This is a genomic window from Fervidicoccus sp., from assembly GCF_049967375.1.
GTDB lineage: Archaea > Thermoproteota > Thermoprotei_A > Sulfolobales > Fervidicoccaceae > Fervidicoccus > Fervidicoccus fontis.
The window spans coordinates 1-13,607 of the sequence record NZ_JBMFSV010000027.1; the positions used below are offsets into that span (position 1 = coordinate 1).

Genomic DNA, 13,607 nt, shown 5'->3' on the forward strand with positions numbered 1-13,607 from the left:
ATGGAGTCGTTATCCAATTATTACCTTTTTCAACGATGTAGGAGAGCTTGAAAAATATGGAGAATCAATAGAGGTAATGGATGCCCATATAGCTGAACATCGCCTGTATTAATCCAAGTCCGAGCACTATAAGCAAAATTGCCAGTACGATTACATATGTCCTCATAGCCTTCAGCTTCATATCTTCTCCCTGTTGCTCGCTTGAGCTGAATATCTCGGCTATTATTCTTCCGTAGTAAAAGCTTGATATTCCGCTGTTAATTATGGCAATTACTACAAGCCATATGCTATAGGTTAGTCCTGCCTGAAATAGATAAACCTTTCCCCAAAATCCCAAGAGAGGCGGGAGGCCTAATAGGTTGAGCATTGCAACTATAATTGAGAACGCGACAACAGGGTCTCTTCTGTACAAACCCTTAAGCTGTGAAAGCTCCACCATAGAACCGTATCTGCCGGAAACTAAAAAGCTTAAAGACTTTGAAAGTGCGTAGCTCAAACCCTGAACAGCTATAGCTGCAGAAGAGAAGAGCACTAAAGTTTGGTTGCCGGTAATTGCACCGTTTAGAAGTCCGACCATTCCTACCATTATGTATCCTATTTGCGCTATGCTACTGTATGCAAGTATCCTCGGAAATACTTTCGAAGTAAATGCTGCAAAGTTCCCAAAAGTCATTGTAAGTATGCTTAAGATCGAAATCATGAGAAGAGCAACGCTTGATGGGGAAAGGTAGAAAGTGTAGTAGAGCATCCTGGTAAACGCAAAAATTACTCCTACTTTTATCACTCCAGTTATGAGGGAAACTGACTTCCCATCGGCAAATGAATATACATCAACCATCCACCACTGGAATGGAAATATCCCCAGCTTAAACCCTATCCCTGCAGTCAGCATAACTATTGCGATCATCGCGAGCTTGCTCGTTAGGGGGTACACTCCTCCATATATTTCATCTCCTCCGAAGTAAATCCCGCTGCCCAGCCATAAAACTATAAATGCGGTGGAGACTACACCCATGAGAGAGTACTTGAGAGCAGCATCAGAGCTCAGCTTGCTTTTTTCGCTCGCTATAGCAATGTATGATGATATGACGATGAGTATCCATGAGGAAAGGAACATGCTTATGCTCGATGATTCTGATATGAGAATTGATCCCAGTTCGCCGAGGAAGAGCACAGATGTGAATATAGAATACCTTTCCAAGTCATCTGCCATTGAAGCGTACGCGAGGAGCACAACCAGGGCAATAAACGCTATAAATACCGAAGGTATGGCTGCAAATCCGTCAAGCAAAATCTTTCCTCCAAGAATCAGGGAATAGCCGACATTTATTACTTTGAATGCAAGCATGGAGAGCAGAATTATTTGAACGAACAAATATGCGGACGAAAGAGCGGTTAAAACACCGAAATAGCTTTTTTCCTTATAGGAGTAGCTCAAAATTAATGGAGATAAAGCTCCTATAAAGCCTATAGCAATTGTTATTAAAAATAAACTTTCACTGGACAGCATTTCATATCACCACAGTATGCTTATTAATAATAATATTAAAGCTCCTAATATGAAATAAAAAATATAGAGATACAGCCCTCCCGTATGGAGCTTCCTGAAGGCAACGCTTATTTTTCCGCCTGCTGCAGGTACTAGAACGTCCATCAGCTTGTCGTATGGCTTCTCAAAGAATCTGTATATAGCCTTTCCGATAATAGCGACAAGAAGACCGAAGTTGTGGTAAATTACATTAATATACCACCTGTCGCTGAGGAAACCTTCTATTGGGCCTATTTTCTCAACAACCTTCTTCGAATTTATGGCATTGAATAAATATGCGGAGAGCGACAGCAAAAGAGCAATAACTACTATCGTCAGCGATACATACATTGGAAGCCCAATCTCAATAGAATAAGAGGAGCTTATCGCTGAAAATGAAGCTGTAACAAAGGTGGAGAAGCCTCTAACGATAAATGGCCAGGCAATTCCCAGAAGTATTGACAGAAGCGCTAGTATCGAATATGTAGAGAGAACATATGCTGGCGGCTCCTCCACTTCCCTGCTTCCCTTATTAAATTTATAGTTGTATAGAAGGAACCTTGTGCTGTAGAATGCTGTAAAAAGTATTGTTGTCATGAGTAGTATAACTGGAATGTAAAGTCCCGTGGATAGATATCCCTCAACTAAAGCGTCTTTCGTCCAGAATCCCAAGAATGGGGGTATGCCCGCAAGAGAAAGCACCAATAGCCACATCATCGACATCGACCCTTTTAGCCTATATAGGTTAGGCCATTCGTCGATGAATCTGCTTCCTCCCTCATGTATAAATGTCCCAGCTCCTAAGAACAGTCCTGCCTTAAATACTGCATGCGCGATTAGGTGAGCTAGCACAAAGGTCAGAATTATTGAAGGCTCAGAGGAAAAAGCTGCTGCGCCAATTCCTGCAAACATGTATCCCAATTGGCTGGCAGTTGAGTAAGCTAGAATCAGCTTTGCTTCCCTTGCGACGAGAGCCATGCTACCTAAAGCGAAAGCCGTAACAGCACCTATTAAGAAGATTGCATAGTAAAAAGCGTGTACTGCAGAGAGGACTCCCGCTGAATTGGGGGCACCGAGCGAGATGAGCTCTGAAGAACCATAGATGAAGAGTGGGGATATCCTCAGCATAAAGTAGACTCCCGCCTTGACCATTGTAGCTGCGTGTATTAGAGCGCTCACTGGCGTGGGGCCTGTCATTGCTGTTACGAGCCACTCGTGAAGCGGGAATTGGGCGCTCTTAGCTAATGACCCCATGCTGAGCATGAACATAGTAAGACCGAGGATCCCGCTTGTGTAGAGAGATGATAATATGTGTGGTGCCTTGTTCATGAGGACGTTGATTTCAAAGCTACCTCCATACAAATACAAAATGAATATGGCAATAAGCATCAGAATGTCGGGAACTCTTGTAAAGAGTATAGCCCTCAGTGCGCTCATGCTCGGATAAGAGAACATGGGGGTGTTTTTAACATATCTGTTTGGCTCCCCCACCATTCTCTCTTCTTCATCGTTCCTCCAATGACCGATCAAAGCGTAGCTTGCCAGCCCCGTGCCTTCCCATCCGAAGAATAGAAGGATGAGGTTATTCGCAGATACCACCGTCATCATGCTCCCAACAAAGAAGGTAAAGTACACGAAGTACCTGTTGTAGCCCTCATCCCCCTTCATGTAATTTGTGCTGTATATAGCTATGAGCAGAGAGAGGAATGATACTAGAGCCATCATTATTACTGAAAGCGGATCATATATGAATGAAAGCGAAAAACCAATGAATGGATAGCTGGCCAAAGAAACCACTTTGCTTTCCCTATTCGCCAATATATCAACAAGCAATGCAAGAGATGCTAAAAATGATATAGTTAGTGAAATAATGCTGAGAGATGAATTTACCTTTTCAAATCTTTTACTATATGAAAGCATAGCTATTACTGATGCAAAAATGAAGATTTGAAGAACCGCGAGGAAGTACAACTGGCTCAGAATCATTGTGCGCTCACCCCTCCTATGAAAGTTATTAATGCATTGGAATATGCCGGAGCAATTATGAACATGAGAATTGCTAGCAATGACACAATTATTAGAGAAAGAACTATGGTCATGTTCTCCCTTACATCCCTCTTTTCATTCAAATATGGACCGTGGAAGACCCTTTTGTAATTGTAGAAAGAATAAGCTATTGTGAGGGAAAAGCCTATGAATATCAATGCGAGTACTGTTGCGCCAAATTTTCCCATCCCCCAAAATGCGTCGACAGCGCCCCTCAGTATAAAGAGCTCGCTCCAAAATCCAATAGTAGGGGGCATTCCGCTTATGCTGAAAAAGCCTATAAGCGCCATATTTGCAGTAATCGGCATCACCTTCGAAAATCCTCCCATCTTCCTCATATCTCTTGCACCATCGAGGCTCAGCATCATGGAACCAGAGCTTCCGAACAAGAGCTCCTTTCCAAACGCATGAGATATGTAGTGAAGCAGCAGTCCCACGTAGCCATATATGCTATTTGTCGAAACTGCCAAAAGGAGGTATCCCATCTGCGATATGCTGCTGTATGAGAGAAATCTCCTAAAATCGCTCTCGTAAAGAGCATTCAGACCTCCGTAAATCATGGATACAGCAGCCCATAACGCGAGATACTTGCTGAAGCTGGCAAACATGCTTGGGAACACAGGAATGACGAACCTGAATATCGCATAAGGCGCGATGCCTGTAAATAAAGCAGACATCGCCATGCTTACTGGAGTAGGTGCCTCTGCATATGCATACGGAAGCCAAAGGTGGAAGCCGAAGGAAGCAGACTTAACCAAAAGACCTATCATTATTAAGTAGAAGGACCATGCCAGTACAGATGATGGAATATATTGTGCAATATTTTTGAGGCTTGCATATCCCGAATATACATCAAACGTCGCCGCATAAATCCCCAAAATTAACGAGCCAACTAGGAAGAGAACTGCCCCAACGTGAGTCCACACGAGGTAAATTAGTGAGACCTTTCTTTTGTCGTTATATCCGTAATTGTTAACGAGTATAAAGCTTGTGATCAAGGAGATCTCTAAAAATAGGTAAAATTCCAAGAGGTTTGTTGAGAGTATAGATGCATATATTGACAAAGTGAACATGAAGAGTAGGAAGTAGAATATAGACAGCTCTGTCTTCGTCTCTCTCCCTTCAGCTCTGAGCCTGCTTGTCATGTATGGGTAGGAATAATAGGCAGTTAACATCGAAAGCACAAGAACGGTAATTGCAATCGGATAAGTGATAATATTTACCTGAAAGTCAAATACCCCAATATAGTTAGCGCTCAGAAATGAGCCATCATAATAAGTGCTCGTGAACCCATTTAAAGCTACAGGTACGAGTGAGAGAATTGTCGCTAGCACGTACATTGAAATAGTGCTAGAGTAGACTCCTTTTTCGCTCTTTGTGAGCTTTACCATTAATGCGAGCAAAACTATAGGCAAGACTACAGATAAAAGAATCAAATGCAAGTTCTGGATCATTTCTTCTACCTCCCCTCCTCCTCGCTCTGCTCAACATTTATTTCTAAAGTTTTGTGGGTTCTGTAGTATAGAATGACGATCGATACAGCGATTAAAAGCTCGCTTGATGCTATAATGATCGCGAAGAACGAATACACCGCGCCCTGAACGGGGACGAGCGAAGCAATGTAGGTTAAATAAAGTAGGGCGCCGTTAAACATGACCTCCGCTCCGATGAGCATCCTCACTAGGGATTTAGAAGAGAGAATGACTGTGAGCCCTGTTGCCAGTAGGGCGGCAATCACCAACTTATATACATCCATAATTATATCGATCATTGTTTCCTTCCACCTCTCTTGATACTTTTTGATAAATAAATTGAGAATGCTGAAGCGATGATTATTCCGCATGAAGCGATTATGAGCGGAAACGCAAATTCGTTAAGAAGATATGAAGATAAATCGCTTCCATTTAATATTGTCGGCGAAGGCTGAGCCGGCATAGAGCTTGAAACAGTATATATTACAAGGTAAAAGACGACGAATGAAACAACGCCGATGACTGCTGGAATGGCTGGATCTACGCTCTCTGCTTTGCTTTCTCCAATCATGGAAAGAGAAATGATGAAGAAGAGAACTGCCGCTCCCACGTAAACAATTATCTGAATTGCTGCGATGACCTGAAATCCGAGCATAGCAATAAGAGCTGAAACGGAGAGCGCTATTCCCGCCAATATGAAGGCATTGTAGACTAAAGTCTTAGTCTTGATAATGAGCAGCGAAAGGACTATTGAAATTAAGCCAAGTGAGATGAATGAAACCAAATATGCAATAGTAGGAAGTTCATTCAACACGCTCATATACGATTCCCCTCTTCGGATCTAGTCTAGCTCTATATATGTTTGCTTTCATTAAGTTCGCATCCGGATCGTATTGGAACTTCTCCAGCATGTAAAGCATTTCCTCCCCCTTTTCAAACACAATATCATGAGTTTTAGCGTGCCTCAGCGCTTCTGCAGGGCATATGTCAACGCAGTACCCGCAGAAGACGCACCTCTCATAATTAATAGCTGGCCTAAGCTTCTTGTCGGTATCTTGAAACATCTTCATAGCGTTTGCAGGGCAAACTCTTGCGCACATTGAGCAGCTTATGCACTTTTCCTTATTGTAAATAATGAACCCCCTGTACTTTTCGCTGGGAACCTGCTTTACTATAGGATATCTGAAGGTCAGCCTGTTTGGCTTGAAGAGGAGCTTAGCTCCCAGGAAGAGAGCTCTTGCATGATTTACCGCCTTTCTTCCGATGCTGAACCTCCTGTTTTTGGCGCTTTTGTCGACATATTTTCCTGGCATCAGAGAGCACCTCCTGAAATCCATACCAACGCTATAGACCAGGCTATTCCTACCATGGTCACCACGAACCAGAACTTCCAAGCCCCTCCTAATGCTTGGTCTATCCTCAGCCTTCCGTATATTGCCCTTGTAAAGACCATTGTTAACGAAACAATCAGTGCCTTAACTACAACTATAATTGCCGGTATAAGCACAAAGCTTATGAACGCATGACCCGGGATCACGATTAAGGGGCTCCATCCTCCCAAGAAAAGAAGAGTGAAGATGAGGTTGTAGACGAACATTCTCGTATATGGGATCCCCATGCTCAGCCCATACATGAGACCGCTATATTCTGTATACGCTCCCATGACTATTTCTGAATCTGCCTCGGCTATTTCAAACGGGAATCTACCTGTAGCCATGAGGACGGAAACGTAGAAGGTAATTGCAGATATCGGGTTTAGAACTATCCCCCATATATGCTGCTCCTGAACAGCAACGGTAAAGTCTGGCGTCGAGTATATTATTACTGCGCTTACCGCAGAGAGAATTATCAGGAGCTCATATGCGGAGATGAGAAATGCCTCTCTTGTGCTTCCTAATAAGGAGAACTTGTTATTGCTTGACCATCCTGCTAGTATCGTAAGCAGGGGAGGTAGAGTTGTAAGGCCTACAGCCACAAGTATAGAGTTTGAGGTTGGAGAAGGGTAGTAATATGGGGAAATCGGAATAGATGCGATTGGAAGGAGTGCAACCACGAAGCCCAAAATTGGGGCTATAAAATATGGAAGGAGATCTACGTTCCTAGGTATGATTATCTCCTGAAACATATACCTCATTAAATCAGCTAATAGCTGAATAGCTCCTCCTATCTTTGGGGAGATCTCCAGCGGTCCATACCTCATCTGAATCCTTCCGGCGATCTTTCTCTCAGCCCAGATCAAAAAAATGAGGGCGCCCATGACAGTTATGAGACCTGGAACAATTACCAGGTAAAATATTGGAGGGTAGAGTATTATGTTGAGTATTGCCTCTATGATCCCCATTATCTATCAGCCTCCGGAGGGAAGTAATCTATGCTTCCGTATATAGCTACAAGATCTGCAAGCCTGTATCCTACTGGTAGGTACTTCAAAATTATGGAGTTTCTGAAAGAAGGGGTGACAACCCTTACTCTATAGGGCTTAAGATCTCCAGAACTTTCTATATAGTAGAAAAGCTCTCCTCTAGAAGCTTCAATTCTTGAATATGCGGTGCCTTTCTGCGGCTTAAGGTTCAAGAATGAAGCTGGTAACTTCACCCTCTTTTCCGCATCATATATATCTTTCATTATCTTTGTGAACTGTTTCATATATTTCTCATTGAATATGGGTCCATCGGGTATCTTCTTTGAAAGCTGCCTTAGCATAGAAATGCTCTGCCTGATTTCATCTACTCTCTGCATAACTCTAGCTAGACAATCTCCCTCTTTATATATGGGGACCTCAAAGTCTATTTCCGTATATGCATTGTACGGCTCCTCCACTCTCACATCATAGGACACTCCGCTTGCTCTTAGGTTTGGACCAACTACTCCAAGGCTGACTGCCATTTCCTTAGACATAACACCCACGTTCTCCAGCCTGCTCCTTATGACCGGGTTGTTAACAAACATGATTTCATATTCTTTCAGTCTTCTTTCTATGTATGATATACCTCTTTCAAGTTCATCGAAAAAGTCCTTCGGAACATCTCTTCTCACTCCTCCAGGAATGTGGTAGGAGTGCGTGAGTCTTGCACCGCTCATCCTTTCTGCAAGCTCGATTGGAACCTCTCTATCTCCGAAAAACCACATATATCCTGTTGAGCTACCTAACATGATCGCCAGAATTCCCATTCCATAAAGGTGGCTGGCAATTCTGTTTATCTCAGATAGAATCGTTCTCAAATATAGAGCCCTAGGAGGAACATCTATTCCTAAGAGCTTTTCTAGAGCTAAAACATATCCTAACGAAATATTCCCCGCATCTAGAATCGCAAGCCTTTCAAATAATACGGTGTTTTTCACCCACTCTTTAGTTTCGCTGAGCTTTTCCATAGTTCTGTGGACATACCCTATATCAGGGTCTACTTCAGTCACTATATCTCCATCAACCTTGACAATGAACCTCATGTGTCCGCTACTTGGGTGCTGCGGTCCAATGAACAATACCATTGTGTTATCGTCTATTTTCCTCGTGGAAATGAACTGATTTTGTATGTTTTCAATTTGCAATTCAAGCACCTCTCATTTCTTCAACATTATATCCTCAACTATGACTTTGAAGTCCTTCCTCAGAGGATATTTAAATCTGAATTCCTCAGGATCGAGCAGGAGGTACTTAAGGTCGCTGTGCCCCTCGAAGAATATCCCGAACATTTCATGTGCCTCTCTCTCCTGAAACTCTGCAGATCTCCAGACCTTAGTTAGGCTGTTAACTCTTGGACTGCTCCTGTCGAGCTTCGTTCTTATTTCAAGGATCTTAGGAGATATATCTTTACGAGTATAGCTTGAGACGTGCACAACAAGTTCAATTTCGTTCCTCTCGGGGTAGTCGACTGCGGATATAGATATTACGTGATCGTACCCTGATTTATAAAGCTCTTCCGCTTTTTTCAAGAGCTCCTCTTTTGAGACATAAATTGCGCTCTGACTCGCGCTCAATTTTCCTCGCCACCTATTCAGTTACTTTTTTCGAAGCGATCCTAAGCTCCCTTATCCTTCTCTGCATTGTCAATATTGCATTTTCAACTGCCTCAGGCCTTGGAGGACATCCAGGAATGTAAACTTCCACTGGAAGGAAGTCTCTAGGCTTCACCACATTGTAGCTGTTATAAAAAATCCCGCCATCGATTGCACAAGCACCCATAGCTATTACATACTTAGGAGAGGGCATCTGATCGTAAACGACTTTAAGCGCCTTTGCCATTTTCTTGCTGATAGTACCTTCTATAATAATCGTGTTTGTATTTCTTACATGCGTAAATGGAAGGCTCCCGTACCTCTCGCTGTCAAATCTGGGATCGTAAGTTGCAGCGAACTCGCAACCGCAGCAAGAGGTTGTAAAGTGTACAGGCCAAAGGCTGTAGGAGTTTGCCCAGTCGATCATTCCTGAAAAGGGCTTCAGAATTCTCTTAACAAGTTTAATTGTAAAGCGCATTATCTTATTAGATATGCTATTAGCAATTTCGATTGCAATTTCCATTATTCCTCATCCCATACCCAATTTTCGACTTTTTCTGCCTCCTTTATGCCGTAGAGGAGGATTGGCACAGAAACAAGGACTATTGATAAGAAAAATTCAGCAAGTTTATTTATATAAGCACCGCTGGAAAGAGAAAGAAGAAGAAACGTTACAACTACAGACTCAAAGCTAGCAAACAGGATAAAGAATCCCAAATATTGAAACCCTACTCTTACCCTCGCCTTATATTTCGGCGGATTCCCTGCCTCATACCGCTCGTCTTTCAGTCCAGTTATGGTTTTTTCTTCCTTTCTGAGGACGAAGTATAGAAGAGAGATGACCGTTAAAAGGAAGAATAACAATAAAGCAGGAACAACTCCATATGAAAATATTGCGGTAATTGTCACCTGATAAACACCAATTTATATAAGAAAATGATTTGGGATATTTAAATTTTTATAAAGTTAAAAAATTCAAAAATTTTTTAAATTTTTTTATAAAAAAAGATTTTTTTATAAAATATTAAAAATTTTATTTAAAAAGCGTTATGGAGATAGAAAGTCTGATACTTTTGGAGGCTCTAACGGCAATCCCTTTCTCTCTCTTATCTTCTTTACAACATCCATCAGCAATGAATCAGGAACTGGAGACCACCTGCTGAACTCCAATCCCCAGAACGCCTTACCTGCTGTTACGCTTCTAAGTTCACTAGCCAAATCGAAGGACTCGGCAACTGGGATCTCTGCGATAACTCTGGTAAGGTCTCCCGCTTCAGCTACCGTGAGTATTTTGCCCCTCTTTTTAGTTATTATGGCGGTAACACCGCTTAAGTAATCCATGGGAAGCCTTATGTCTAGCTTCTGAATAGGCTCCAGCAGTGTCGGCTTAGCGGATAGCATGCCTGCAAATATGGCATTTCTCACAGCTGGATATATCTGAGCGGGTCCTCTGTGAGCTGGGTCTTCATGAATGACTGCATCGTGCAATACGACCTTAACTCCTCTAACAGGCTCGTTAGCCAGCGGACCCTCCTTCATTGCAAGCCTAAAGGCTTGGAGTATAGTGTCCTTCACTTCCCTTAAGTACTGCAGGCCTGATGTTTTGTCTACGAATATATTGATGTTGTCCTCCACAAGCCATATCTTTCTGGCTTCATCGTAGTCCCAGCCAGCCTTATCCCTCAATATTTTTGCTCGGTCTCTGAAATCTTGATCATTGAATACCTGACCCTCTTGGATTAACTTAATCGTCTCCTCATTAAGCGGCTCAACACTTATGTAGAACTTGTTGTGCTTGTTGGGGCTCTTCCCCTCAAAGACATCGCTCGTTGTCCTGATGCTTTCTCTATATACAATTACTGGAGGAGAAGTTGTGACCTCAACTCCGTAGTTGTCCTTTAAGAATGTCATAGCTATTTCCAAGTGAAGCGGCCCCATCCCTGAAAGTAGATACTCTCCAGTCTCTTCATTTATCTTAACAACTAAATTGGGGTCTTCGATGCTAAGCCTATATAGAGATTCTATCAGCTTAGGAAGATCCTTAGTATTTTTGGGCTCAACTGCAACAGTTACTACTGGCTCGCTGACATAGTGAAGCCTTTCGAAGGGAGCCATTTCATCTTTATAGGCAACATCTACTACCGTCTCTCCCGCTCTAGCCTTATCAAGCCCTAACACCGCGAGGATGTTTCCGGCTACAACTCTATCCGCAACCTCTCTGGTTGGTCCCATATACAAGCTGACCTGAAGAATCTTCTGAGGGACCTTGCTGTTGACGAGCCAAACTTCCTTTCCGCTCTCGAGGTATCCAGAGAATAATCTTCCTGTCGCTACCAATCCAGCATGTGGATCAACTCTCATGTCATTGATCAGCATAACTGCAGAACCGTTGGGATCAGCTTCGAGCATGGCCTTTCCGATTGTTGAATTTATATCGCCTTTCCATATCTTTGGAATCCTATATTTCTGCGCTTCCCTCGGGTTGGGAACATACTTAATGACCATATCGAGAAGCGAATTCGCAATTGGAACCTCTTTTGCGAGCTCTTCTATAGCCTCTTTCCCCTTATTATAAGCGTCAATCACATGCGAAAGGTTAATCCCTTTCTTCGCGGATACTGGGATTGTAAAGCCCCACTTTTCCTTTGCCGATCCAAAAGCAACCTGTCCCTTCGCTGGGTCGAGAAGCCATTTGTCTCTAAATTCAGGTTCAGCCTGATTCATAATAAGCTTATTGATGTCCTTTATTATCTCAACAAATCTCTGTTGCATTTGTTGCGGTGTGTACTTGAGCTCTTTTATAAGTCTGTCAACTTTATTGATGAAAAGCAGGGGCCTTACCCTCTCTTCTAATGCCTGCCTCAGAACGGTTTCGGTCTGAGTCATTATTCCTTCAACAGCATCGACGACTACTATAGCACCATCCAAAACTCTGAGGCTTCTTGTAACCTTTCCAGTAAAGTCTACATGCCCTGGAGTGTCAATTAAGTTGATCACATATGACTTTCCGTCTACCTCGTGATAAAGGCTGACGTTTGCCGCTTTTACTGTTATACCCCTCTTCTGCTCTACTTCAAGATAATCAGTAGCCAGTGCCTCTCCAGCTACTTTTTGTGAAATGATTCCTGCTGCTGCAAGTAATGTATCAGATGTCGTCGTCTTTCCATGGTCGACATGGGCGATAATACCGATATTCCTCACTTGATCGAGGTTACCCATCATTTTTAAAATTTCAGGAACCATTTTGTATTTTACCATTCTTTATCAACTCCTGTATTTTATCGAATTTTCCGAACCTCTCTAACTTTGTATTAAAACAACATTCAAATTTAACCTGAAAAAGATTAAATAATGTTTCCTTTTTAAATGATTTAAAAATTTCTTTAGAAAATATATCAAAAAACGGGTTTTTAAGCATGTTTTTTAGTATATTCGCTTTAAATTTTAAACTAGGAGCTAAGCTATTCCGCTCCCAACGAAGGCTGAAGCTCTTCTTTGATTTTTTTCATCAGCGATTCTATCTCTCTCTTCTCTATCCTAATATTGCTTTCTAACACCATGGACTCCCTGTGCCCTCCAAATTTACCTTCAGCAAGCCTCTCAACAACTTCTCTGATCTTTCTCAAAACCTCGTCTTCCACCTCACTCTTTGATCTGAGAACAATTCTCAGCCCAAAATCCTTATCAGAAATCACGAGAGAGATGTCGGCTCCTTCTCTTAAAATTGAAGACGCCACATCGCTTTCAAAAGAGCTCACATGAGTCATAGCTATAATCAGCTCCCCTTTCCTCAGCAGCGACAGCCTCTGAAGTGCTTTAAGCTTTGCCATCCTCTTTGAAACGTCCTCTTCTCTTGTTTCGATTTCAGAAATTAACTTGTTATAGTTGCACCTGCTTGAAAGCTTTGAAGCGCATATGAATGTTGATTCGCTCGACCTTTTGAAGCGATTTGTATCGAAAACAATCCCGGCAAGCAATAGGCATGATGTTGCTTCATCTAGAAGACCTTCAGGAAATATAGATGCTATGAGCTCGGAAGTGGAGTAAGCAGTTCTGTCGATGTAATATTCCGATACAAATTTTTTTATGCTATTATAGTAATGATGATCTATTAGGAAAGTATATCCTTTAAGTATTTCTTGAAAATTAGGCAGCTGGCTTTCTGATGCGGTATCGAGTATTATAATCGTCTCTCCATTTACTTCGTTGATTTCATTAAGATACTCAAAGTTTTCTTGTTTACTTAAAAGAACTTTTTCCAGCCTTTCAGCTTCTGAAGAAATAGATTCTGGGAAAACTACTTTAATTTCACCACTTTGAGATCCAAACTCTCTAACAATAAGGCGCTTTAAAGCTAAAGCTGAGGAAAATGCGTCTACATCTGCTTGCTTATGAGTTACTATCACTATTTCCTTCTTTCTCTCTACTGCCCTTTTTATCAGTTCTTTTAAAGCGTAGTTCACTTATTTTTTCCTCCAAGCTTCTTTTTAGCCCATCTGCAATTCTTCCTGCCTTATCCTCCGGACCAAACGGAGTTCTCACTGCGCTTATAACCTCAACATCAA

13 protein-coding genes are annotated in these 13,607 nt (G+C 42.1%); all 13 read right to left on the bottom strand.

The window, feature by feature from the left end; all coding sequences use genetic code 11:
* Positions 1-64 precede the first annotated feature (64 nt).
* The 13 genes from ACP5SL_RS05355 to ACP5SL_RS05415 all read right to left on the bottom strand — a co-directional run bounded on the left by ACP5SL_RS05355 (position 65) and on the right by ACP5SL_RS05415 (position 13,505).
* Complete coding sequence (locus ACP5SL_RS05355) at positions 65-1,510, bottom strand: NADH-quinone oxidoreductase subunit N (RefSeq protein WP_428228295.1); 1,446 nt, start codon at positions 1,508-1,510, stop codon at positions 65-67.
* Positions 1,511-1,516: 6 nt separating this feature from the next.
* Complete coding sequence (locus tag ACP5SL_RS05360) at positions 1,517-3,514, bottom strand: NADH-quinone oxidoreductase subunit 5 family protein (RefSeq protein ID WP_014558494.1); 1,998 nt, start codon at positions 3,512-3,514, stop codon at positions 1,517-1,519.
* Positions 3,511-5,028 (bottom strand): complex I subunit 5 family protein, encoded by a 1,518-nt coding sequence (locus ACP5SL_RS05365; RefSeq protein WP_428228296.1) that lies wholly within the window; start codon positions 5,026-5,028, stop codon positions 3,511-3,513. The genes ACP5SL_RS05360 and ACP5SL_RS05365 overlap by 4 nt, the downstream gene beginning before the upstream one ends.
* Positions 5,029-5,033: 5 nt before the next feature.
* The gene (locus tag ACP5SL_RS05370; protein WP_158308342.1) at positions 5,034-5,345 is read right to left on the bottom strand and encodes an NADH-quinone oxidoreductase subunit NuoK; all 312 of its coding nucleotides are present in this window, start codon (positions 5,343-5,345) and stop codon (positions 5,034-5,036) included.
* Positions 5,342-5,866, bottom strand: coding sequence for an NADH-quinone oxidoreductase subunit J family protein (locus tag ACP5SL_RS05375; protein WP_193803315.1), 525 nt, complete (start codon positions 5,864-5,866; stop codon positions 5,342-5,344). The genes ACP5SL_RS05370 and ACP5SL_RS05375 overlap by 4 nt, the downstream gene beginning before the upstream one ends.
* Positions 5,850-6,359 carry an NADH-quinone oxidoreductase subunit I gene (locus tag ACP5SL_RS05380; RefSeq protein WP_193803314.1) on the bottom strand — a complete coding sequence of 170 codons (510 nt, stop codon included), beginning with the start codon at positions 6,357-6,359 and terminating at the stop codon, positions 5,850-5,852. Before ACP5SL_RS05380 ends, ACP5SL_RS05375 begins: the two co-directional genes overlap by 17 nt.
* Positions 6,359-7,387 (bottom strand): NADH-quinone oxidoreductase subunit NuoH, encoded by a 1,029-nt coding sequence (nuoH, locus tag ACP5SL_RS05385; RefSeq protein ID WP_014558489.1) that lies wholly within the window; start codon positions 7,385-7,387, stop codon positions 6,359-6,361. Before nuoH ends, ACP5SL_RS05380 begins: the two co-directional genes overlap by 1 nt.
* Positions 7,387-8,604 (bottom strand): NADH-quinone oxidoreductase subunit D, encoded by a 1,218-nt coding sequence (locus tag ACP5SL_RS05390; protein ID WP_193803313.1) that lies wholly within the window; start codon positions 8,602-8,604, stop codon positions 7,387-7,389. The genes nuoH and ACP5SL_RS05390 overlap by 1 nt, the downstream gene beginning before the upstream one ends.
* Positions 8,605-8,607: 3 nt before the next feature.
* On the bottom strand, positions 8,608-9,024 hold the full coding sequence (locus ACP5SL_RS05395; protein WP_014558487.1) for an NADH-quinone oxidoreductase subunit C: 417 nt from the start codon (positions 9,022-9,024) through the stop codon (positions 8,608-8,610).
* Positions 9,025-9,037: 13 nt separating this feature from the next.
* On the bottom strand, positions 9,038-9,565 hold the full coding sequence (locus ACP5SL_RS05400; RefSeq protein ID WP_428228297.1) for an NADH-quinone oxidoreductase subunit B: 528 nt from the start codon (positions 9,563-9,565) through the stop codon (positions 9,038-9,040).
* Positions 9,565-9,951 carry an NADH-quinone oxidoreductase subunit A gene (gene ndhC / locus ACP5SL_RS05405; protein ID WP_428228298.1) on the bottom strand — a complete coding sequence of 129 codons (387 nt, stop codon included), beginning with the start codon at positions 9,949-9,951 and terminating at the stop codon, positions 9,565-9,567. Before ndhC ends, ACP5SL_RS05400 begins: the two co-directional genes overlap by 1 nt.
* Positions 9,952-10,089: 138 nt before the next feature.
* Positions 10,090-12,300 (bottom strand): elongation factor EF-2, encoded by a 2,211-nt coding sequence (locus ACP5SL_RS05410; RefSeq protein ID WP_428228299.1) that lies wholly within the window; start codon positions 12,298-12,300, stop codon positions 10,090-10,092.
* 203 nt (positions 12,301-12,503) lie between these two features.
* Positions 12,504-13,505, bottom strand: a complete 1,002-nt coding sequence (locus ACP5SL_RS05415; RefSeq protein ID WP_148683784.1) for a DHH family phosphoesterase — start codon at positions 13,503-13,505, stop codon at positions 12,504-12,506.
* Positions 13,506-13,607: the final 102 nt, after the last annotated feature.

Coding starts and splice junctions, on each gene's coding strand:
- ACP5SL_RS05400 (WP_428228297.1), bottom strand. CDS start 9,565: ATGGAAATTGCAATCGAAATTGCTAATAGCATATCTAATAAGATAATG.
- ACP5SL_RS05375 (WP_193803315.1), bottom strand. CDS start 5,866: ATGAGCGTGTTGAATGAACTTCCTACTATTGCATATTTGGTTTCATTC.
- ACP5SL_RS05365 (WP_428228296.1), bottom strand. CDS start 5,028: ATGATCCAGAACTTGCATTTGATTCTTTTATCTGTAGTCTTGCCTATA.
- ACP5SL_RS05355 (WP_428228295.1), bottom strand. CDS start 1,510: ATGCTGTCCAGTGAAAGTTTATTTTTAATAACAATTGCTATAGGCTTT.
- ACP5SL_RS05380 (WP_193803314.1), bottom strand. CDS start 6,359: ATGCCAGGAAAATATGTCGACAAAAGCGCCAAAAACAGGAGGTTCAGC.
- ACP5SL_RS05360 (WP_014558494.1), bottom strand. CDS start 3,514: ATGATTCTGAGCCAGTTGTACTTCCTCGCGGTTCTTCAAATCTTCATT.
- ACP5SL_RS05410 (WP_428228299.1), bottom strand. CDS start 12,300: ATGGTAAAATACAAAATGGTTCCTGAAATTTTAAAAATGATGGGTAAC.
- ACP5SL_RS05370 (WP_158308342.1), bottom strand. CDS start 5,345: ATGATCGATATAATTATGGATGTATATAAGTTGGTGATTGCCGCCCTA.
- nuoH (WP_014558489.1), bottom strand. CDS start 7,387: ATGGGGATCATAGAGGCAATACTCAACATAATACTCTACCCTCCAATA.